General features: G+C 69.6%; 21 protein-coding genes and 1 pseudogene. 20 read left to right on the top strand and 2 right to left on the bottom strand.

Features of this window, described 5'->3' with window-relative positions:
- Positions 1-50: 50 nt before the first annotated feature.
- The 8 genes from ACWEOW_RS07285 (at position 51) to trmD (ending at position 7,067) form a co-directional block, all read left to right on the top strand.
- Positions 51-1,025: a S1C family serine protease gene (locus ACWEOW_RS07285; RefSeq protein ID WP_452268510.1), complete on the top strand. Its 975-nt coding sequence runs from the start codon at positions 51-53 to the stop codon at positions 1,023-1,025.
- A 216-nt stretch (positions 1,026-1,241) separates the two neighbouring features.
- Positions 1,242-2,246, top strand: a complete 1,005-nt coding sequence (locus ACWEOW_RS07280) for an alpha/beta hydrolase (protein ID WP_452268509.1) — start codon at positions 1,242-1,244, stop codon at positions 2,244-2,246.
- A 10-nt stretch (positions 2,247-2,256) separates the two neighbouring features.
- Positions 2,257-3,345 carry an amidohydrolase family protein gene (locus ACWEOW_RS07275; RefSeq protein ID WP_452268508.1) on the top strand — a complete coding sequence of 363 codons (1,089 nt, stop codon included), beginning with the start codon at positions 2,257-2,259 and terminating at the stop codon, positions 3,343-3,345.
- Positions 3,335-4,273, top strand: a complete 939-nt coding sequence (locus tag ACWEOW_RS07270; RefSeq protein ID WP_452268507.1) for a GNAT family N-acetyltransferase — start codon at positions 3,335-3,337, stop codon at positions 4,271-4,273. The genes ACWEOW_RS07275 and ACWEOW_RS07270 overlap by 11 nt, the downstream gene beginning before the upstream one ends.
- A gap of 189 nt (positions 4,274-4,462) precedes the next feature.
- Positions 4,463-4,912: a 30S ribosomal protein S16 gene (gene rpsP / locus ACWEOW_RS07265; RefSeq protein WP_452268506.1), complete on the top strand. Its 450-nt coding sequence runs from the start codon at positions 4,463-4,465 to the stop codon at positions 4,910-4,912.
- 2 nt (positions 4,913-4,914) lie between these two features.
- Entirely contained in the window at positions 4,915-5,157 is a 243-nt protein-coding gene (locus ACWEOW_RS07260; protein WP_045191668.1) for an RNA-binding protein, read from the top strand.
- 186 nt (positions 5,158-5,343) lie between these two features.
- Positions 5,344-5,868: a ribosome maturation factor RimM gene (gene rimM, locus ACWEOW_RS07255; RefSeq protein WP_452268505.1), complete on the top strand. Its 525-nt coding sequence runs from the start codon at positions 5,344-5,346 to the stop codon at positions 5,866-5,868.
- Positions 5,869-5,891: 23 nt separating this feature from the next.
- Entirely contained in the window at positions 5,892-7,067 is a 1,176-nt protein-coding gene (gene trmD / locus ACWEOW_RS07250) for a tRNA (guanosine(37)-N1)-methyltransferase TrmD (protein WP_452268504.1), read from the top strand.
- A gap of 7 nt (positions 7,068-7,074) precedes the next feature.
- On the opposite strand, the gene ACWEOW_RS07245 is transcribed toward trmD, so the two are convergent.
- The gene (locus tag ACWEOW_RS07245) at positions 7,075-7,833 is read right to left on the bottom strand and encodes an ABC transporter permease (RefSeq protein WP_452268503.1); all 759 of its coding nucleotides are present in this window, start codon (positions 7,831-7,833) and stop codon (positions 7,075-7,077) included.
- A gap of 227 nt (positions 7,834-8,060) precedes the next feature.
- On the opposite strand from ACWEOW_RS07245, the gene rplS reads away from it, so the two are divergent.
- The 8 genes from rplS to dprA all read left to right on the top strand — a co-directional run bounded on the left by rplS (position 8,061) and on the right by dprA (position 14,447).
- Complete coding sequence (rplS, locus tag ACWEOW_RS07240) at positions 8,061-8,438, top strand: 50S ribosomal protein L19 (protein ID WP_452268502.1); 378 nt, start codon at positions 8,061-8,063, stop codon at positions 8,436-8,438.
- Between the two features lie 61 nt (positions 8,439-8,499).
- On the top strand, positions 8,500-9,204 hold the full coding sequence (lepB, locus tag ACWEOW_RS07235) for a signal peptidase I (RefSeq protein WP_452268501.1): 705 nt from the start codon (positions 8,500-8,502) through the stop codon (positions 9,202-9,204).
- Positions 9,204-10,094, top strand: coding sequence for a signal peptidase I (gene lepB, locus ACWEOW_RS07230; RefSeq protein ID WP_452268500.1), 891 nt, complete (start codon positions 9,204-9,206; stop codon positions 10,092-10,094). Before lepB (ACWEOW_RS07235) ends, lepB (ACWEOW_RS07230) begins: the two co-directional genes overlap by 1 nt.
- A gap of 10 nt (positions 10,095-10,104) precedes the next feature.
- Complete coding sequence (locus ACWEOW_RS07225) at positions 10,105-10,872, top strand: ribonuclease HII (RefSeq protein WP_452268499.1); 768 nt, start codon at positions 10,105-10,107, stop codon at positions 10,870-10,872.
- Between the two features lie 13 nt (positions 10,873-10,885).
- A complete protein-coding gene (locus tag ACWEOW_RS07220; protein WP_452268498.1) occupies positions 10,886-11,206 on the top strand; it encodes a DUF2469 domain-containing protein in 321 nt (106 codons plus the stop codon).
- A gap of 109 nt (positions 11,207-11,315) precedes the next feature.
- Complete coding sequence (locus ACWEOW_RS07215) at positions 11,316-11,681, top strand: YraN family protein (protein ID WP_452268497.1); 366 nt, start codon at positions 11,316-11,318, stop codon at positions 11,679-11,681.
- On the top strand, positions 11,681-13,249 hold the full coding sequence (locus tag ACWEOW_RS07210) for a YifB family Mg chelatase-like AAA ATPase (protein WP_452268496.1): 1,569 nt from the start codon (positions 11,681-11,683) through the stop codon (positions 13,247-13,249). Before ACWEOW_RS07215 ends, ACWEOW_RS07210 begins: the two co-directional genes overlap by 1 nt.
- 88 nt (positions 13,250-13,337) lie before the next feature.
- Positions 13,338-14,447, top strand: coding sequence for a DNA-processing protein DprA (dprA, locus tag ACWEOW_RS07205; RefSeq protein WP_452268495.1), 1,110 nt, complete (start codon positions 13,338-13,340; stop codon positions 14,445-14,447).
- A 633-nt stretch (positions 14,448-15,080) separates the two neighbouring features.
- On the opposite strand, the gene ACWEOW_RS07200 is transcribed toward dprA, so the two are convergent.
- Positions 15,081-16,169: a hypothetical protein gene (locus ACWEOW_RS07200; protein WP_452268494.1), complete on the bottom strand. Its 1,089-nt coding sequence runs from the start codon at positions 16,167-16,169 to the stop codon at positions 15,081-15,083.
- 114 nt (positions 16,170-16,283) lie between these two features.
- Between ACWEOW_RS07200 and ACWEOW_RS07195 the strand changes: the two are divergent.
- From ACWEOW_RS07195 to ACWEOW_RS07180, 4 genes and pseudogenes are all read left to right on the top strand, one after another.
- Positions 16,284-16,551 (top strand): annotated as a pseudogene (locus ACWEOW_RS07195) (ATP-binding protein); the annotation flags it as partial.
- 139 nt (positions 16,552-16,690) lie between these two features.
- Positions 16,691-17,113 carry a hypothetical protein gene (locus ACWEOW_RS07190; RefSeq protein WP_452268493.1) on the top strand — a complete coding sequence of 141 codons (423 nt, stop codon included), beginning with the start codon at positions 16,691-16,693 and terminating at the stop codon, positions 17,111-17,113.
- The gene (locus ACWEOW_RS07185) at positions 17,113-17,880 is read left to right on the top strand and encodes an ABC transporter ATP-binding protein (RefSeq protein ID WP_452268492.1); all 768 of its coding nucleotides are present in this window, start codon (positions 17,113-17,115) and stop codon (positions 17,878-17,880) included. The genes ACWEOW_RS07190 and ACWEOW_RS07185 overlap by 1 nt, the downstream gene beginning before the upstream one ends.
- 68 nt (positions 17,881-17,948) lie before the next feature.
- Positions 17,949-20,207, top strand: a complete 2,259-nt coding sequence (locus tag ACWEOW_RS07180; protein WP_452268491.1) for a hypothetical protein — start codon at positions 17,949-17,951, stop codon at positions 20,205-20,207.
- Positions 20,208-20,237 lie beyond the last annotated feature (30 nt).

Below are 20,237 nucleotides of genomic sequence, written 5' to 3'. Positions count from 1 at the left end.
ATTGGTGAGACGCACCGCGATCCGGTCGCGGTCAGACAGCAGGAGCACGCATGGCCGTCTTCCAGATGCCACCGGCGGCGCACAGCTCGGGCGACGACGCCTTGGACGCCTACTCGCGAACCGTCAGCACTGTCGCCGAGCGGCTCACCCCCGTCGTGGCGAGCCTTCGGGTCAGCCGCACGGTCCGCGGTGGGACGGCCGAGGGTGGCGGTTCGGCCGTGGTCCTGAGCGCTGACGGACTGATGCTCACGAACGCTCACGTCGTCGAGGGCGTGGACCGAGGCACCGCACACTTCGCGGACGGCACCTCCGTCCGGGTGCACCTCGTCGGGTCGGACCCGCTGTCGGACCTCGCCGTGGTGCGGTCCGAGGAGTCCCTCAGGTCGCCACCGGAGTACGGCGACGCCGACCGGCTCAAGGTCGGGCATGTGGTGGTCGCGATCGGCAACCCGCTCGGCCTCGAGGGCAGCGTGACCGCCGGTGTGGTCAGCGCGTTGGGTCGGTCGTTGCCGACCCGGTCCGGTGCGACGTCGCGCTTCGTCGAGGACGTCATCCAGACCGACGCGGCACTCAACCCCGGCAACTCCGGTGGAGCGCTGGCGGACTCGCGGGCGCGAGTCATAGGAATCAACACGGCGGTCGCGGGCGTCGGCCTGGGCCTCGCGGTCCCGATCAACACCACCACCCGCAGGATCATCGAGTCGCTCGTCGAGGACGGTCACGTGCGGCGCGCCTACCTCGGCCTCGTCACAGCGCCCGTGCCCGTCTCCGACGACATCGCGGCTCGCCTGGGGCGGCGGACGGCGCTGCGTATCGTCGAGGTCGTCCCCGGCAGCCCGGCCGAGCTGGCCGGGCTGATGCGAGGGGACGTCGTCGTCGCCGCCGACGGCAAGGGGCTCTCGGATGCCCAGTCTCTCCAGCGGATCCTGCTGGACGAGGCGATCGACCGGTCCATGGAGATCACGGTCCTGCGTGGCCGGGCCCTGGTCGACGTCTTCGCGGTCCCTCGCCTGCTCCGCGGCTGAGCCGTCGACGCCCCGTCGACGCGCCCCGTCGACGCGCCCCGTCGACGCGCCCCGCTTCGCGCCCAGCCGTCGGCGCGCCCGTCGACGCCGGGCGAGGCGACGATGCCCGGTGCGGGCGGACATGTCAGGACAGACAGGACATTGCCGGTGATCGAGTCGCAGATCGGCCCGGCGCGCGCCCTACCTGCGGGCATGCCGGCGCAATACGCTCGATCCGTGGTCACGACGAAAGGCCTCGGGCAGGTGCGCCTGCCGGACGGCCGTCGGGTCGACACATGGCACGGGGGCGACCCGACTGGTTCTCCCGTTCTCTACTTCCACGGCACTCCGGCCGGGCGGCTCCAGGCAGCCCTCGGCGACGGGGCCGCTCATCGGGCCGGGGTGCGGCTGCTGGCGTTCTCACGACCCGGGTACGGCGGCTCCGGCGATGTCTCGACGACGCTGAGCTCAGTCGCGCAGGATGCGGTCGACGTCGCTGCCGAGCTGGGGATCGAGCGGTTCGCCTGCCTCGGCGCGTCCGGGGGAGGCCCGTACGCCTTGGCAACGGCAGCCACGCACCCGGAGGCGGTGACCGCCGTCGGGGTCGTCGCCGGGATCGGACCCGTGCTCGAGCTCGATGAGGCGGCCATCGACGACCCGGCGATCCGCATGGCCCTCGACGGCGACGTCGACGGCGCGGTCGAGCTCAACGACGCGGCGCTGGCGTCGGGAGCCGCTGGCGCAGCAGGTGCCGCCCAGCAGCTGCGCGACGTACCGGCGACCGTGGCGCGACCCGACGGCGACGCGACTCTCGCACCGCCGGACGGGGACCACGCCACGCCCGACCGGCCACCACACAGCCACCCGACCCACGCGGCATACGCCTGGATGTCCGACAGCCACCTGCGGCACAGCGGCCACCGGCCGGGGTCGTTCGTCTCCCCGGAGATCCTCGAGCCGTGGATGCCGGGAGGCCGGCCGGGTGTGCCGTCCTACCGCGGCGTCTCGCGCGACACCGTCGCGTTCGCGGTCGGCTGGGACTTCGACCTCGCGTCGGTCGTCGCCCCGGTGTGGCTCTGGTACGGCGACCACGACCGGATGGTGCCGATCGCGCACGGGCGGTGGCTGCACGAGCGGCTGCCCACGTCGACCCTTGTCGTCCGCGAAGGCGCCGGCCACCACGGCACGCTGCTGCCGTACTGGTCGCAGATCCTCACGATCCTGGGGCGGGCCGGCAGCTAGGGTCGAGGACATGAGTGCACCCGTGCTCCATGTCCGAGGTCAGGTGCTCGTCGGACCCGACGATGTTGCCGACGAGCTGTGGATCGTCGACGGAAGGGTGACCTTCACGCGCCCACGCAGCGGCGCTGACATCGAGACACTCGAAGGCTGGGCGCTGCCCGGTCTGGTGGACGCACACTGCCACGTGGGGCTGGGCCCGGAGGGCGAGGTGCCGCGTGACGAGGCCGAGCGTCAGGCGCTCGCGGACCGCGACCGCGGGACGCTCCTGATCCGTGACGCGGGACAGCCTGGCGACACTCGCTGGGTGGACGCGCGTGACGACCTCCCGAAGATCATCCGGGCCGGACGCCACATCGCCCGCACCCGGCGCTACCTGCGCAACTACGCCCACGAGGTCGAGGAGGGCGAGCTCGTCCAGCACGTCAGGGTCGAGGCGCATCACGGCGACGGGTGGGTGAAGCTGGTCGGCGACTGGATCGACCGAGATGTTGGGGATCTCGCGCCCAGCTGGTCCCGGCAGGCCGTTGCCGATGCGGTCGCAGCCGCCCACGAGGAGGGCGTCCGAGTCACGGCCCACTGCTTCGGCGAGGAGTCGCTCCGTGACCTCGCCGCGGCGGGTATCGACTGCATCGAGCACGCCACCGGCCTCCAGCAGGACTCCATCGACACCATTGCAGCGCAGGGCATCGCGATCGTCCCGACCCTCGTCAACATCGCCGGCTTCCCCGCATTCGCGGCCCCGGCGCAGGAGAAGTTCCCCGCCTACCATCGGCACATGATCGACCTCTTCGAGCGGCGCTACGACACGATCGGGGCGGCGCACGAGGCAGGCATCGCGATCTACGTCGGGACGGACGCGGGTGGGAGCCTCCCGCACGGGCTGGTCGCGCAGGAGATGGTCGAGCTCACCAAGGCCGGCCTCAGCGCCGGCGAGGTGCTGTCGGCGGCGACGTGGGGGGCCCGCGAATGGCTCGGTCGCCCCGGGCTGGTCGAGGGTGCCGACGCCGACCTCGTGGTCTACGGCGCCGACCCGCGCGACGACATCACGGTCGTGGCCGACCCCAAGGGAGTGGTCCTGCGAGGTCGCGTTGTCCTCTGAGCAGCGGTCCGGCGAACCGCTGCCGGCCGACCCGCCCATGACGGCGGTGGGGGAGAGCGTCGAGGTGCGCCCACCCACGGCGGCGGACGGGGCGGCATACGTCGAGGCCGTGACCATGTCGACGCGCCGGCTGTCGGCATTCGCGATCCCGGACCCGCACAACTTCCGGATCGTCCTGCAGAACCAGTCGCCCGTCTACCGCACGTTCCTGGTGCACGCGCGGGACGCCGAGGGGAGTCACGGCCTGGTCGGCCGGATCAACGTCGCGAACGTCGTCGAGGGCGCGTTCCGCAGCGCCACCGTGGGCTATGACGCCTACGACCCGTATGCCGGCCGGGGCCTTTTCGTGGAGGGGCTGTCGCTCACCCTCGACATCGTCTTCGCGGACCCGCCTCAGGGCATGGGCCTGCACCGGATCGAGGCGAACATCCAGCCCGCCAACACCCGCTCTGCCGGTCTGGTCCGGTCGCTCGGCTTCGCGCACGAAGGCTTCTCGCGCGACTTCCTCTTCCTTCCTGGGATCGACGGCCGTCGCGGCTGGCGTGACCACGACCGCTACACGATGCTCTCGTCCGACTGGCCGGCGGCGCCGTACCAGACCCACGGCCACAAGCGCATCGCCTGCGTGGTCAAGGGAGCCCCCGGCTACGGCAGCTTCGGCCTCGCCAGAGCCCTCGCGCTGGAGCTCGGCCTTCCGCTCTACTCGGCGGCCACGGTGCCCGAGCCGGCGACGCTGTTCGAGCTGCTGCGCTCCTCGCCGATCGGCGGCGTCGTCGAGTGCCGTCTCACCGGACCCGAGCTGCGGATGGGACTCGCCCGGGCCGCGTTCGACCCGACCTCGGTGCCGGTCTTCGACTCCGAGACCGACGTCAGCAAGCGGGACGTCACCCGGCACGCCCTGGCCGTGCGTGCGGCGTTCCAGCGCTGAGCGCCGGCTCGAGCCCAGCGGTGTCGCCGGTTCGGAGCATCCTCGCAGGTCTGGCACAATGGACGGCTGTACCCGTCCGGCCGCGCACCCTCTCGGCAGGACCGGACGCCTACACCGAGCCCCGGCACCCCGCGTGTTCCCCACCGGTCTCGCCGTGCTCACAACACAGAAACAGGAGACACCACAAACGTGGCCGTCAAGATTCGTCTGAAGCGCATGGGCAAGATCCGTGCACCGTTCTACCGCGTCGTCGTCATGGACTCGCGCACCAAGCGCGATGGTCGCGCGATCGAGGAGATCGGCAAGTACCACCCGACCGAGCAGCCGTCGCTCATCGAGATCGACATGGACCGCGCCAAGTACTGGCTGAGCCAGGGTGCGCAGCCGACCGAGGCCGTCGCCGCGCTGCTCAAGGTCGTCGACGAGGGCAAGCTCCAGACCAAGGAGCCGAAGACGTCGAAGAAGGACCTGTACGAGGCTGCCGTCGCCGCCGCTGGCGGCAAGTCCGAGGACTCCGACGGCGCGTCGAAGCGCCGCCCGGCCAAGAAGGCCGCCGCCAAGGACGAGGCTCCCGCTGCCGAGGCTGAGGCCGCTCCGGCGGAGACCGCGCCGACCGCCGACGCCGGGGCCGAGGCCTGAGCATGCTCGAGGAGGCGCTCGAGCACCTCGTCAAGGGCATCGTCGACCACGACGAGGATGTCGTCGTGCGTCGCAAGGAGCTGCGCCGCGGTGAGCTGCTCGAGGTCCGGGTGCACCCGGATGACCTCGGCCGCGTCATCGGGCGTTCCGGCCGTACGGCGAGCGCGCTGCGCACCGTCGTCGGCGCCCTGGCGGGCAACTCGAACGTCCGGGTCGACATCGTCGACACCGACCGCGTGCGCTGAGCGTCGCCGCGACCTCACGAAAGGGGCGTTCCGGATATTCCGGGACGCCCCTTCGTCGTCCCCCGGACGGGTGAAGCCAGGGCCCCGGTATGCCGTCGCGCCGGGTTGCCGTATGCAGCTGGGCCGGGCTGTGAGTGTGCGCGCCACACCGCGTGAAAAGGACATCGACCTGAGAGGATTCCCGGCATGAACGTCGTCCTCGCCCGCATCGGCAAGCCCCACGGTCTGCGTGGAGAGGTCACCGTCCAGCTGCACACCGACGACCCCGAAGGGCGCTTCGCGGTCGGCACCGTGCTGGCCACCGAGGCCGTGCCGGGATCGGGTGTGCCCCGGTCGCTCACCATCGCCTCCACTCGCGTCCACCGGGGGATCTGGCTGCTGTCCTTCGAGGAGATCCCCGACCGCACCGGCGCGGAGAGCCTGCGCGGCACGCGGCTCGTCCTCGTCGACGCGGCGCCGATCGAGGACGAGGGGTACTACGAGGAGGACCTCGTCGGGCTCGAGGTTCGAGACGTTCACGGCGAGCGGATCGGCACCGTCAGCGGCCTGGAGATCGGGACCGCGCAGGACCGCCTGGTGCTGACCCTGACCGACGGGGTCACGGCCTACGTCCCGTTCGTCAAGCGGATCGTCCCGACCGTCGCGAACGACCACGTCGTGGTCGACCCCCCACCAGGGCTGTTCGATCTCTATCGCGAGGGAAACGAGTGACACCAACGGCTCCGGTCCCGGCGATGCGCATCGATGTCGTGTCGATCTTCCCCGACTACCTTGCGCCACTTGATCTTTCGCTGATCGGCAAGGCCCGCGAGGATGGCCTGCTCGACGTCCATGTGCACGACCTCCGCGACTTCACCCACGACCGGCATCGGACCGTGGACGACACGCCGTTCGGTGGTGGCGCCGGGATGGTCATGAAGCCTCAGCCGTGGTCGGAGGCACTCGAACACGTTGTCGCGCAACGCGGTTCGGAGTCAAAGCCCCGTCTCGTGGTCCCCGGCCCCGGCGGCGTGCCGTTCACACAGGTGCTCGCGCGCGAGCTTGCTTCCGAGTCGTGGCTGGCGTTTGCGTGCGGTCGCTACGAAGGCATCGACGAGCGGGTCTACCAGCATGCGCGCGAGGACCTGGGACTCGAGGTGTCCGTCGTCAGCCTCGGCGACTACGTCCTCAACGGCGGCGAGGTCGCCGTGCTGGCGATGGTCGAGGCCGTCGGTCGGCTCATCCCCGGAGTGATCGGCAACGCCGAGTCGCTCGTCGAGGAGTCCCACGAGGACGGGCTGCTCGAGTACCCGATCTACACCAAGCCGAGGTCCTGGAACGGCCGGGACGTGCCAGCGGTCCTGCTCTCGGGCAACCACGCGGCGATCGCAGCCTGGCGCCACAGTCAGCGCCTCTCGCGGACGGCGGCGCGTCGCCCCGACCTGCTGCACGCGTCGCATGGGGACACGGAGGTCGAGATCGCCGCCGCGACGGCGGGCGACGCCCCGGAGCTGCATGTGCTCATGCGAGCGTGCTGGGTGCAGGAGGCGCTCGCCAACGACACGCTGGCGATCCCGGCCCTGACCGAGTCGCTCGACGACGTGACGGAGTCGCTGCGCACGACGCAGACCTGGGTGGCGCGAAAGGCGGGTCGGCTTGTCGGCGCCGTGCGCACGTCGCGCGACGACGACGACTGGTTCATCGGGCGGCTCTGCGTCGTTCCGGACCTGCAAGGTCAGGGCCTGGGCCGGCGCCTTCTCGAGCATGCCGAGTCGACCGCGCCGGACGGCATACGGACGTTCTCGCTCAACACCGGGGCCAAGAGCGCGGACAACCTGCGGATGTACCGGAAGGCCGGGTACCGCCTCGTGCGGGACGCCGTGCCACCCATCCCGGGCGCCGTGACGCTGGTCAAGCGCCGGCGGGCATAGGCCACGTCTACGACACGAGGGCCACCCGGAGGTCGTCCGGGAGCATGCGGCGCTGCCGGATCAGGCTTGCCTGAACGCCGGCGGTGATTGCCTGGGTGGCCATGATCGCGAAGAGCACGAGCACCTGTGCGGTGGCGGCCTGGATGGCGCTTCCGCCGCCGAGCATCACGCCGATGAAGGCGCCCGGGAGAGTCACGAGGCCTGAGGTGCGCACCTGGTCGAGGCTGGGGATGATCCCCTCCGGAACGCGTCGTGCGATGATCTCGTCGATCGACTGGGCAGAGGTCATGCCGAGGGACAGCGCTGCCTCGTACTGGCCGTGCTCCTCGCGCAGCGCCGAGAACGTCCGGCGGCCGACCAGGGTGTGGACGGTCATGGTGTTGCCGATGATGATGCCGGCGATCGGGATCAGGGCGACGCCCACGAACGGGACCGCGCCGGTCGCGATGACGATCGCCACTACTGGCAGGACCCCGCACGCCATCGAGGCGGCCGCCCACGGCCAGGCGCGCGCAGCGCCGACGCGTCGTGCTGTCGTCATGACCGCCATCGCGAACATCACGCAGACGGCGAGGAGCGAGAGCCAGATCGAGCCGACCACCGCAGTGATGACGAGGGCGACCAGTGACAGCTGAAGGATCGCGCGCAGCCCGGCCACGACGACCTGACGGTCGAGCGGGATGCGGCCGAGGCGGTCGGCGACCACAGTGACGCTGAGCAGCAGCACCAGGGCGATGGCGACGGGCCAGCCGGGGGAGACGTCCACGGCGACACAGTATGCGGCGCGTGGCGGGGACGGCGTCCCGCCGATTTCAGGTATGCCGCCCGCTCTGGCAGACTTGATCCTTGCGTCCGGCACACGACGGCCCCTGCCACAGGGGGAGTCGGGATACCACCGCGCCTCGAGCGCGACGGTGACCCACGCGGCCCGACGGGCGCGCCTATGACGAGACAGTCGAGGTGACCTGTGGCACCTGAAGAAAGTGAAGCATCATGCACACGTTCGACGAGCTCAACGCCGCGTCGCTGCGCGACGACATCCCCGCGTTCCGCGCCGGCGACACGCTGAAGGTCCACGTCAAGGTCGTCGAGGGCACCCGCTCCCGCGTCCAGGTCTTCCAGGGCGTCGTGATCCGTCGTCACGGCGGTGGCATCGGCGAGACGTTCACCGTCCGCAAGATCTCGTTCGGCGTCGGCGTCGAGCGCACCTTCCCGCTGCACACCCCGATCATCGACAAGATCGAGGTCGTGACCCGCGGTGACGTCCGCCGCGCGAAGCTGTACTACCTGCGTGGCCTGCGCGGCAAGGCGGCCAAGATCCGCGAGAAGCGCGAGACGGTCCCGGCCAAGTCCGAGTCCACCAACAGCTGACGCCCGACTGGCGTTCGTTGACCACGCGAGGCGCGGTGGCTCCCGTCCCGGTCGCTTCGGCATGAGTGCCGAACCGACCCCAGAGACGGAGGCCACCGCGCCTTCGTCGTCCCGGGTGCGCGCCGCGGCCAGGCGGCACCGGTGGCTGCTCGGCCCCATCCTGTTCCTGCTGGCCGTCGTCGTCGTCCGGGCCTTCTTCGTCACGCCCTTCGGCATCCCCAGCTCGTCGATGGAGCAGACGCTGCTCGTCGGCGACCGCATCCTCGTCGAGCGCACCACCTCGCCCGAGGATCTCCAGCGGGGCGACATCATCGTGTTCGACGCCTCCCAGGCGTTCAACCTGAAGGCGCCCGAGCGCGGCGTCGTCCAGACCGTTGTCGATGCGGTCCAGAGCGTCTTCGGCAAGGGCCAGCCGACCGACTACGTCAAGCGCATCATCGGGCTTCCGGGCGACCGCGTGCGCTGCTGCACTGTTGACGGCCGGCTCGAGATCAACGGCGTGGCGGTCACCGAGCCGTACCTCGCGCCAGGGGTCAGGGGGAGCGTGATGACCTTCGACGTCGTCGTCCCCGCCGGCCGCTTCTGGGTCATGGGCGACAACCGCGTGCTCTCGTCGGACTCCCGTGCCCACCTCGGCGACCCGGGCGGTGGCATGGTTCCGGAGGAGGACATCATCGGCAAGGTTTGGGTGCGATACTGGCCGCTCGGTCGGCTGGGATCCGTCGACCAAGGACAGATTGCCTCCGTCCCCCGAAATGGTGAGTGATGTCGCAGTACACCGGACGCCCTGAAGACCCGACCCGCGGGCGCTCGGCTGACGACATGGACGACGACGACTTCGAGGAGGATTTCGAGCCGGAGCCGCCGCGGAGCTTCGGCTCCGCGGTCCTGGCCGGTCTCAAGGAGATCGTCATCGTCGTCGGGCTCGCGATGGCCCTGTCGTTCATCGTCAAGACCTGGCTCTTCCAGGCGTTCTACATCCCCTCCGGGTCGATGGAGAACACCCTCGTCAAGGACGACCGGGTCATCGTCAGCAAGCTGACCCCCGGTCCGTTCGACCTACGGCGCGGCGACGTCGTGGTCTTCGAGGACCCCGGCACCCCGACGCCGTGGCTGTCGGGCGTCGACAACGAGCACAGCGACGTCGGCGGGCCCTTCCACAACGCGCTCGTCTTCGTCGGCCTGCTGCCGGAGGACTCCGAGAACCACCTCATCAAGCGAGTCATCGGTCTGCCGGGCGACCACGTCCAGGCCGACGGCGGCACCGGCAAGATCAAGGTCAACGGCGTCGAGATCACCGAGCCCTACATCAAGCCGGGCGACGCGCCGAGCGAGGGCAAGGCTTTCGACATCATCGTGCCTCCGGGCAAGGTGTGGGTCATGGGCGACCACCGCTCCGACTCGTCCGACAGCCGCTGGCACGACGAGCCCGGCAACAACGGCACCAACGGATCCGTGCCGATCGACAAGATCGTGGGCCGAGCCCTGTTCGTCGTGTGGCCGATCGACCACGTGACCTGGCTGGGCGTGCCCGAGCGCACCTTTGCGAGCGTGCCCGACCCGGCCACCACTCCGACCCCGAAGACCTCCGGGTCGGTCACGCCCTCGCCGAGCGGCAAGCAGACCGCCTCGGCGACGAAGGTCGCCGCGGGCTGACGGAGGTCCGATGACTCCTCGCCCCGCCCCGTCCAAGAAGCCGTCGCTGCGCGTCGAGCGCGCCCTGCAACGCGACGGCCATCGCCTTCTGGCCGGCATGGACGAGGTCGGCCGCGGTGCCCTGGCCGGACCGGTCAGCGTCGGCGTGGTCGTCATCGACGAGAGCGTCCGGTCGGCCCCGATGGGGGTCAAGGACTCCAAGCTGCTCACGGAGAAGGCCCGTCAGGGGCTCGTGCCGCGCATCCAGCGCTGGGCCGTGGCGTATGCCGTCGGGCACGCCGGTCCGGACGAGATCGACGAGATCGGCATCATGGCCGCGCTGCGCCTGGCCGGGATACGCGCGCTGGCCTCGCTCGACCTCGTGCCCGACCTCGTGATCCTCGACGGCAACCACGACTGGCTCACCGCGCCGACCGAGGTCGGGCTGCTCGCCTTCGCCGACGGCTCCGTTCCCTCGACGCCCCCGGTGACCACGATGATCAAGGCCGACATGAAGTGCTCCTCGGTCGCTGCGGCGAGCGTGCTGGCCAAGGTCGAGCGCGACACGATGATGGTCGCCCTCGCCGGGGACCACCCGGCATACGGCTGGAGCCTCAACAAGGGGTATGCCGCGCCGGAGCACATGGATGCGCTGGCCCGGCTTGGTCCGTGCGAGCTGCACCGGCGCTCGTGGCGTCTGCCCGGTGTCTACGAAGAGGGCCTTGATGGGGTGTTGAATGAGATGACCGAGGCGTACTCTCCCGTCACGCCGGTGATCATGACGGCAGCTGAGCAGTGAGGAACGGCAAGACGTGAGTTCGGAAGATCTCGAGAAGTACGAGACCGAGATGGAGCTTCAGCTCTACAAGGAGTACCGCGACGTCGTCGGCCTATTCACCCATGTGGTCGAGACCGAGCGACGCTTCTATCTCGCCAACTCGGTCGACGTGAAGGTCCGCACCGACGGCGGCGAGGTCTTCTTCGACGTGACGATGGCCGACGCGTGGGTGTGGGACATCTACCGGCCGGCTCGCTTCGTCAAGAACGTCCGTGTCGTGACGTTCAAGGACGTCAACATCGAGGAGCTGCCCAAGCCGGACATCAAGGTCCCCGAGGGCGGCGACTTCGGCTGACGCCCGCTGGGTGGCGGGTCGTCCACATCCCCTGACCGGGGTGGTCCGTCGTCCACAGCCCGGGCCTACGGGGTAGGCCCCGGACCCGGCCGGCGCCGAGGCTGGGGGCATGGACTTCTCAGCTCGCGCGCTCGGTGAATACGGTGAGCGCCTCGCCTGCCGCTACCTGCTCTCGCAGGGCTGCACGATCCTCGACCGCAACTGGCGCTGCGCCCGCGGGGAGGTCGACATCGTCGCGCTGGACGGGCGCTGCCTCGTCGTGTGCGAGGTGAAGACCCGCAGCTCCGAGGCGTTCGGCGCGCCCTTCGAGGCCGTGACGTGGAGCAAGCGACGACGGCTGCGACGTCTTGCTGGGCTGTGGCGTGACGACCACCCCGGTCTCGCGCCTGGCGCCGAGCTGCGCATCGACGTGATCTCGATCCTGCGACCACGTCGGGGCCGAGCCCGGCTCGAGCACATTCGGGGTGCGTGCTGATGGGCCTCGGGCGCACGCGGTCGGTCGGGCTGCGCGGGGTGCACGGTTTCGTCGTCGACGTCGAGGCGCATGTGACGGCGGGTCTGCCCGGGTTCGCGATCAGCGGGCTCGGCGACTCCGCGGTCGCGCAGTCCTCGGACCGCATCAAGGCGGCAGCCTCTCTCATCGAGCGTATGCCGGTCACCCAGCGGCGCGTCACGGTGAACCTTTCGCCGGCCGGGGAGCGCAAGGTCGGAGTCGGGTTCGATCTCGGCATCTTCGTTGCCGTGGCGAGCGCCATGGACATCGTCCCCGATCGCGTGGTCCGAGAGGTCGTGCACATCGGCGAGGTCGGACTCGACGGCACGGTGCGACCGGTGCGCGGGGTGCTGCCGCTCGTCCATGCGGCCGCGCAGGCTGGAGTGCGGCACGTGGTCGTCCCCGTGCGCAACGCGGCCGAGGCCCGGCTCGTGTCCGGTGTCCGCGTCCACCCGGTCGCCGAGGTGGCCGAGCTCGTCCGGCGCTATGACGACCTTGCCAAAGGCCGGCCGGTCGAGGAGGTTCCGGTGCCGGTCTCGGCCTCGAGTGACGCCGGACCGGCGCCCGACCTGTCCGAGGTCGTCGGGCAGTCCGAGGCGAAGCTGGCCCTCGAGATCGCGGCGGCGGGTGGACATCACCTGCTCATGGCGGGTCCGCCGGGTGCCGGCAAGACGATGCTTGCCGAGCGGCTGCCTGGCCTCCTGCCGTCCCTCGAAGGGTCCGAGTCGATGGAGGTCACGGCGATCCACTCCATCCTCGGGGTGCTCGGGTCGAGCGGCGGAGAGGTCCAGCTCATCACGCGGCCGCCGTTCGTGGCGCCCCATCACGGCGCGTCCCAGGTCGCGGTCATCGGCGGCGGCAGCGGACAGATCCGGCCCGGAGCCATCACCCAGGCCCACCGCGGAGTGCTCTTCCTCGACGAGACTCCGGAGTTCGACAAGGCGGTCCTACAGGCCTTGCGGACTCCCCTCGAGCGGGGCTCCGTCTCGATCGCTCGAGCCCAGCAGACGGTGACCTTTCCGGCCCGCTTCCAGCTCGTCCTCGCCGCGAACCCATGCCCGTGTGGCAACGGGTGGGGCAAGGGGCTCGAGTGCACCTGCAGCCCGCTGATGCGTCGCACCTACTTCGCCAAGCTGAGCGGTCCGCTCCTCGACCGAGTAGACCTGCAGGTGCACGTCCAGCCGCCTGGCCTGTCGATGGCGGGCCAGCCGCCTGGTGAGCCGACCTCGGCGGTGGCCGCCCGGGTGGCGGCCGCCCGCCAGGCGCAGTCCGTCCGATGGCGGGACCTCGCGGAGGAGGTCGGGCTGCGCTCCCTGCTCAACGCCGACGTGCCGGGCTCGGTCCTGCGCGGCGCGACGTGGCGGCTGCCCTCGGCTGCGACCTCACGTCTCGACCGGGCGCTGGAGACCGGTGCGCTCAGCCTGCGCGGGTACGACCGCACGCTCCGGTGCTCATGGACCATCGCTGACCTGTTCGGGCTGCAGCGCCCCGCACGGGAGCAGGTCGACCTCGCCCTGTCGCTGCGGCACGGCTCGGGGGTGGCGGCATGAAGAAGACGCGGGCGTGCTGGTTGGCGCCTCGCTTCGCTGCGGCGCGTGCCGCGGCGCCTCGTGGGCGTTGCCTGGGTGGGTATCGCTCGTGAGCCCCCTCCCGATGCACCCCGAGCGAATCGCCCGGGCGGGACTGTCGCGGGTGGCGGAGCCGTGCGACAAGCTCGTCGACTCCTTGGTGCAGAGTGTCGGCGCCGTCGAGGCGCTCGAGCTCATCAGACGGGGTGAGGGCAAGCTTCAGCGGTACGCGCCACGTGTCGCGGTGCTGGACCCGGACCGGGACCTGGACGTGGCCACGAAGGTGGGGGCACGGCTCCTGATCCCCGGCGATGACGAGTGGCCGGCGAGTCTCGGTGATCTCGGCATGCCGCCCTGGTGCCTCTGGGTGCGTGGGCCGCTCGACCTTGCCCAGACCGTCGAGCGCTCGGTCGCGATCGTCGGTTCGCGGACCTCGACACGGTACGGCGAACAGCTCGCTGCGGACCTGGCAGCCGGCGTCGCGCATCGGGGGTGGACGGTCGTGTCCGGCGCAGCGATCGGCATCGACGGCGCAGCTCACCGGGGCGCGCTCGCTGTTGAGGCCCCAACGATCGCAGTGGTGGCCGGGGGAGTGGAGCGTCCCTACCCGGCGGTTCATCGCGACCTGCTGGAGCGCATCGCCAGCACGGGCATCGTCGTGTCCGAGGTGGCGCCCGGGTCAGCACCGATGCGCAGCCGCTTCCTGTCACGCAACCGGCTCATCGCGGCCTTGACCCGCGGCACGATCGTCGTCGAGGCCGATCTCCGTTCCGGGTCGCGCAACACGGTGACGCACGCGACGACCCTGGGTCGACCGGTCGGGGCCGTGCCGGGACCAGTCACCTCGATGACCTCGTCCGGGTGCCACCAGGAGATCCGCGACGGCAAGGCGGTGCTCGTGACCACCGCTGACGAGATCATCGACCTCGTGGGCGAGCTCGGCGTCGATGCCTGCGAGCCACCCCGAGGCGTCGTGCTGGACCGGGACCGGCTCGATCCGACAGACGCGATGGTGCTCGACGCCGTCCCCTTCCGCGCCGGGGTAGACCTCGACACGATCGTGCGGGTCACGACCGTGGCGCCCCTCATCGTCCGTGCCGCACTGGCACGCCTGGAGTCCGACGGCTTCGTCCGGCAGACCGACAGCGGCTGGCGCAAGCGCAACCGCAAGAGCGAGTGAGCACGCCTGGGGCGGGCTTTCGGCGGTCGCTGGGTGGCATTCGTATTGTCTATGACTGCAATCATGAAGCAGTCGAAGGCTTTGTCGAATCTTCGCCGCGCTTGTTGTATGTTTTCCATGCACGATTTGAGCCTAGTAGGGTAATGGAGGCGCCAGCACTCATCATGCGGTCGCCTATCGGGTGAAGACCCTCAGGCAGCTTTCGCGCATGCTCAAGGTCTGGATGCGGCAACTGCAGTTCAATCAGTAGGACGTTCAACTGGGTTGCGGCATTGTTCAAGGCCGCGTGCCCTTCACTGTGCGCCTCAAGGCGCTGGTCTCGCCAAGTGTCCTTGAGTTGATTCTCACGGTCCTGAGCACGCGTCCTGTCCGTGTGTTCCGGCCCCGCCTTCGTGGTGAACCATGCGGCCACCCCTGAGAGTGCAGGCACGACAAGCAACAGATACAGGTACTGCCACCAAGGAAGCGACGTTGGGTCAGGCGTGGCATGGATTTGCCTTGGGTCCATCAGCGTCCTCACCATGGCGGTCAGTTGGCCGGGCGGTGTCTCTGCGGCCAGTGGCTCCGAGGGGGATGCGCTCCCGCACAAGGTGGTACCAAGGGCTCAAGCAATAGACGCGCGACAGACACGTGTCAGTCTATGTTGTTCGGGAGATCGTCATCTGCCTGCCTTTCAGAGGCGTTCAGGCGACCATCATTGACGGGTTTGCGCCGACGAAACACAGCGCTGAATCCACGCGAGACGAACGCGCGAACTTTGCTCGACGCCCCGTAGAGAGTACTGAGAGCGCCGAAGATGACTACCGCCGATTGGAGCCTTCCCTCAGCGACCTTGTCCCACATTGACGGGGGATAGGTGGCGGGATAGGGCCCGTAGTCTGCAGTGGCGATTCGCGTTATCTGTTGTTCGCCCAGTTTTGTCTTCGCGGTGACGGTGACCACCGCGTGACTGTCGCCGGCAGTGTCGGGTGTCATGACGAAGGGTAATTTGAGGTCGAGCGTTCGTTCGGTGCTTGAAGTGGCGGACGCGCACTTTCTTTCACCTGTGGCGTGGCCTTGAGGTTCGGCACACGCCTCAATCTCGTATGTGAAGGGGGTACCTTTCACGCTTGCCTTACGGAAGTGCAGTTCGATCTTGGGATCCAAGGGCTCTCCGACTTCGGCTCGTGTTCCGACGGGTAACAACCGACCGATGTCGCTCAGAGCCGAGTCGAGTTGGTCGGCGACTCGGTCTTCTGCCACATTATTCGATGAAACGAGATCGCCTTCAAAAGTTATGGGCACTTTAACACCTCGTCCCACAAGCCCGGTTTCAATGATGAGACGATAGGGTGCGGGGACTGGAGCATCGATAAGGAAGGACTCGTTTCCATCCACAACGAGACGGCGTACGGACGTCCCGGTTGTTGGGAATAGGGATACGTGCGATGGCTTGACGCGTTTGCAACTCGATAGCATGTCTTTCGGAATGCGGATCTCAAACGGAGCATGGGCATCGATAATGACCTTGTCGAAGGCCTCCCTGGCGCGCAATGCGGCTCTGATGCAGGGATCATGAATGACGACGGCCCCTGGAGAGGTTGTTGTTATTGGAGGTTCCGCCTGTCCAATCGATGGGAACGGGAGGAACTGGAGTGAGGCGATCGCGCTCCCGAGCAGCACGAGGAGGCCGAGAAAGAGCCAAAATCGGCTCCAGATGCGGTTGTTTGCTAGATCGGACATGGATCCCCCGCCTTGATGGGTGCGTCTCGACCACTAATCAGGAGTATGACGGATGTATCGGGCGCTTGTTGGCTTATGGCCGTTATGTCCTGCGCGGTGGTACACGAATCGTGCGAGGAGACTCCGGAGTTCGACAAGGCGGTCCTCCAGGCGCTGCGGACTCCGCTCGAGCGGGGCACGGTCTCGATCGCTCGAGCCCAGCAGACGGTGACCTTTCCGGCCCGCTTCCAGCTCGTCCTCGCCGCGAACCCGTGCGCGTGCGGCAACGGGTGGGGCAAGGGGCTCGAGTGCACCTGCAGCGTGTTGATGCGTCCGCACCTACTTCGCGAAGCTGAGCGGTCCGCTCCTCGACCGAGTGGACCTCCAGGTGCACGTCCAGCCGCCTGGCCTGTGCCTTCGGCCAACCGATTGAACGTTTAATCGCGGCCTTTTGCTTGCGGCTGCCCTAGTTTCCTTCCGGGAGCCCGACTGCTCCCGGCCGAGCCGTCAGGCGGCCGAATCCATCCACACAGAGGAGATTCATGCGTTCTGGAAAGCGAGTTGTGGCCATCGCGGGTGTGGCCGGGTTGTCGGTGCTGCTTGGTGCGGGCGTCGCGATGGCGGCGGCGTCGGGCACCTTCAGCCTGAGCGTGAGCGGGGCGTCCGCTAGCGGCAGCTACCGATACGACGTGAAGCCTTCAGGAACCTACCCGGGTACCGGGATCTACTACTCGGGCACGCTGAGGAACACGGGGACGACCGATACTCACTACGCGTACTTCTACGCGCGGGTCGAGGGCTACGGCTGGACACAGCTGGCCAAGGCGGCGTCGCGTTCGAACGCGTCGATCAACCGCGTGGTTTACGACCCGCAGGCGCTTTACGTCCGGCACAGCCAGGCCCAGGTCTGCCGCGACCGCACGTTCCTCGGGCAGGTGTGCTCGGTCGGCACCTACAACTACTGATGGAGTCGGTGGCTGGTGCTGAGGTTCTGCTGTCGGGGGTAGATCTGCGGGTCGACTACGGGCAGACGCCGGCGCTCGGCGGCTTGAGCTTCGCGGCTCGGGCCGGCGAGTCGGTCGCCGTCGTCGGGCCGTCCGGGTCAGGCAAGTCGACGCTGCTGCGGTGTCTTGCGGGTCTGCAGCCGCCGACCGCGGGAACGGTGGCCTTCAAGGGCCGGGACCTGTACGAGCTGTCCGATCGGGTCCGGAGCCGGATCCGGTTGCGTCGCTTCGGGTTCGTGTTCCAGTCGGCCGAGCTCGTCTCGGAGCTGACGCTGCGTGAGAACATCGCCCTGCCGGTCGAGCTGAACGGCTCGAGCCGTCGCGCGTCTCTCGCGGTGGCCGACGAGTGGGCCGAGCGGCTCGGCATCTCGGACTCCTCGGGACGCCGACCCAAGCAGGTCTCCGGTGGGCAGCGCCAGCGCGCCGCCATCGCACGCGCTGTGGCCACCCGCCCCTCCGTGGTCTTCGCGGACGAGCCGACCGGGGCGCTGGACACCCGCAACCGGGACCTCGTGCTCGACCTGCTCGTCGAGTCCTCGGCCTCACTGGGGTCCTTGCTGGTCCTCGTTACCCACGATCCGGTCGCGGCCGCGAAGGTAGGCCGCCTGGTCCGGGTCGTGGACGGGCAGCTTGCCCATGGAGGGGCCCAGGGAGAGGTTCTCGGCGGACAGGGCGGCACGTCCTCAGGTCGCGAGGGCGCCGTGGTGTCGACGGGACCGGGGCAGTGATAGGGGATCTTCGGGTTGCGGCCCGGCTGGTGCGTGGCGCTGGTCGAAGAGATGTCGCACGGCTGATCATGATGGCCGTCGGGATGGCGCTGTCGGTGGCGGCTCTGCTCGTTGGGGTGGCGGTGCCCCGCGCCCTGGGCGCCGCCGCGCACCGCGAAGCCGCCCGTATGCCGGTGTGGGCACACCCGCCTGCCGGCACGGTCGGCCTCACGGTCGAGTCCTCCACCACGGTGCTGGGTGGCCAGCAGTGGAACCAGGTTCGGCTCGACCGCGGTGACGGGCACAGCCCGGTGCCGCCAGGCCTGGCCACCCTGCCCGCACCCGGGCACACGGTTGTCTCACCGGCGCTGCGGGACATGCTCGGTCGCGATCACCGTCAGCTGACGGGCCTCGGCACCATCGACCCCACGCCGATCGGCCAGGCCGGACTGGTCAGCCCGGACGAGCTGGTCTCCTACACCAGAGTCACTACCGGAGCTCCCGCAGAGTCCGGGCTCGGCGCGGCGCCGGGTCCAGGCCCGGCGCGGGCGGTCACGCCCGACCCACAGGCGCCGAATCCAGACGCGCTGAACCCAGTTTCGCCCGATCCAGGCTCGCCTGACGCAGACATGCCAGATGCGGTCACCTCTTTCGGGCCGCGCGACGGGACCAGCGACGACTCCTCGGCGCTCGGGCTCGAGGCGATGGTCCTGGTCGCGGTGCCCGCGCTGGTGTTCCTCAACGTCTGCGGGCGTCTGTCCGTCTCGAGTCGTAGGGCTCGGCTCGGTGCGCTGCGCCTTATCGGCGTCTCGCAGGACCGCTGCGCCCGGATCTTCGGCGCCGAGCTCGCCGTCGTCGCGGCCATCGGCGCGGCGGCGGGAGTGGGCCTGAACTCGCTGGCGCAGCCGTGGCTCGCGGGCGGAGTGCTCGGCGTGCGCTGGTTTGTCGAGGACACCCGGATCGGACCAGTCTTGGCGTGTGGGATGGTCGCCACGGCATACCTGGTGACCTGGGCGGTCGGCCGACGCGGCATGCGTCGCCTGATGCGCACGGGAGAGACGAGCGGCCGGCAGCGCCCATGGAGGGCCTGGGTCGGTGGCGCGCTGGCCCTCGTGGGCGCGGCGTTCCTCGTCGTCGTGGTCATCAAGGTCTGGCAGGCACCGCCGCACGGCACCGTCCTGCCCACGATGACCCACGTACCCCTGGTCCTGGCCGCTTGCGTGGCCACCACGGCCGGGCTGCTGCTTGCCCTGCCGTGGCTCTCGGCCGGGATCGGCCGGTGGCTGTCCACGACGGACCTGCCAGCCGGGCTCCGGCTCGGCGCCAGGCTGGCGCAGACGCCGGACTTGCTCGGCCGCCGGCTGGTCAGCGCGCTCGTGGCGACTCTTTTCGTGACCGGGTCGTCGACTGCCTTTCTCCACGGGACGTATCTGGATGCGGTCGGCGACCCAACCACGGCCGTCCTGACCGTGGATGTGTCACGGGCGCCGCAGAGTCAGCGAGATGCGGTACAGCGAGACCTGCCCTCCACGACCGAGATCACCGTCACCGGCCAGCGGGACGGCAGCGCCGAGCTCGTCACGATCACCGTCATGGGCTGCCGCGACTACGCCCGGGCCTACGCACTGACCGACATCGTCTGCACTCCAGGCCCGTTGCGCATTGGTGCCGACGGCGCTCCCGGCACCATCCCGGCCGGCGCCCGGGTGCGCGTCGCCCAGGCCGACCGTGCACCGGTCGCCCTCATCGCCCCGAGGGCGAGCACCGGCGGGATGGGACTCGACAGCCTGCTCATGCCGCCCGCCCTCGCGCCATGGGCGATGCACGAACCAAACCCGTTCATCAGCGTCACCGTCCCCGCCGGCCAGGCGGACGACCTGCAGGCACGTCTCCGCGCCGACGCACCGGACGCGCTGGTGGCGCACAACACCAAGGACCCGGAGTCGTTGGACCGCTACCGGTCGCAGACCGCCGTGCTGCGCGCCGCGCTCACGCTGGCGTACCTGCTCTGTCTTCTCATGTTCGTCTTCTCGATGACCGAAGCCCGGTGGGCCGCCGAGCGCACCCTGGTGGCACAACGCGCCATGGGCATCCCATCCCGGGTCACCCGATCCGCAGCCGCGGTGCAGGCCACCCTGCCGGTCGCGATCGCGGTGGCGGCCGGGGTGCCAGCCGTCGCGGCATCCGGCATCGCATTCCTCGCCGTCTGGGGCGCCGGGCAGGCGCGTGACCTGTCGCTGTGGACGCCCTTGGTCGTCCAGGCCACCGCCGCGCCCGCGCTGACTGTCACAGTCGGCTGGCTCCTGGGCCGCAGCCGACTCAACCTCGAGGCGTTGGCCGATACCTAGGCCACGACCCAGCTCGGACCTCTGAGGCCG

Source organism: Monashia sp. NPDC004114 (genome assembly GCF_053603855.1).
Note: the sequence above shows the minus strand (reverse complement) of the source record. Positions and strands in the feature narration are given on the sequence as shown.

What these genes read in the sequence shown, in the direction of transcription:
- ACWEOW_RS07285 (WP_452268510.1), top strand. Translation starts at nt 51, where the DNA reads ATGGCCGTCTTCCAGATGCCACCGGCGGCGCACAGCTCGGGCGACGAC.
- ACWEOW_RS07275 (WP_452268508.1), top strand. Translation starts at nt 2,257, where the DNA reads ATGAGTGCACCCGTGCTCCATGTCCGAGGTCAGGTGCTCGTCGGACCC.
- ACWEOW_RS07260 (WP_045191668.1), top strand. Translation starts at nt 4,915, where the DNA reads ATGCTCGAGGAGGCGCTCGAGCACCTCGTCAAGGGCATCGTCGACCAC.
- rimM (WP_452268505.1), top strand. Translation starts at nt 5,344, where the DNA reads ATGAACGTCGTCCTCGCCCGCATCGGCAAGCCCCACGGTCTGCGTGGA.
- trmD (WP_452268504.1), top strand. Translation starts at nt 5,892, where the DNA reads ATGCGCATCGATGTCGTGTCGATCTTCCCCGACTACCTTGCGCCACTT.
- rplS (WP_452268502.1), top strand. Translation starts at nt 8,061, where the DNA reads ATGCACACGTTCGACGAGCTCAACGCCGCGTCGCTGCGCGACGACATC.
- lepB (WP_452268501.1), top strand. Translation starts at nt 8,500, where the DNA reads ATGAGTGCCGAACCGACCCCAGAGACGGAGGCCACCGCGCCTTCGTCG.
- lepB (WP_452268500.1), top strand. Translation starts at nt 9,204, where the DNA reads ATGTCGCAGTACACCGGACGCCCTGAAGACCCGACCCGCGGGCGCTCG.
- ACWEOW_RS07225 (WP_452268499.1), top strand. Translation starts at nt 10,105, where the DNA reads ATGACTCCTCGCCCCGCCCCGTCCAAGAAGCCGTCGCTGCGCGTCGAG.
- ACWEOW_RS07215 (WP_452268497.1), top strand. Translation starts at nt 11,316, where the DNA reads ATGGACTTCTCAGCTCGCGCGCTCGGTGAATACGGTGAGCGCCTCGCC.
- ACWEOW_RS07210 (WP_452268496.1), top strand. Translation starts at nt 11,681, where the DNA reads ATGGGCCTCGGGCGCACGCGGTCGGTCGGGCTGCGCGGGGTGCACGGT.
- ACWEOW_RS07200 (WP_452268494.1), bottom strand. Translation starts at nt 16,169, where the DNA reads ATGTCCGATCTAGCAAACAACCGCATCTGGAGCCGATTTTGGCTCTTT.
- ACWEOW_RS07190 (WP_452268493.1), top strand. Translation starts at nt 16,691, where the DNA reads ATGCGTTCTGGAAAGCGAGTTGTGGCCATCGCGGGTGTGGCCGGGTTG.
- ACWEOW_RS07185 (WP_452268492.1), top strand. Translation starts at nt 17,113, where the DNA reads ATGGAGTCGGTGGCTGGTGCTGAGGTTCTGCTGTCGGGGGTAGATCTG.
- ACWEOW_RS07180 (WP_452268491.1), top strand. Translation starts at nt 17,949, where the DNA reads ATGATGGCCGTCGGGATGGCGCTGTCGGTGGCGGCTCTGCTCGTTGGG.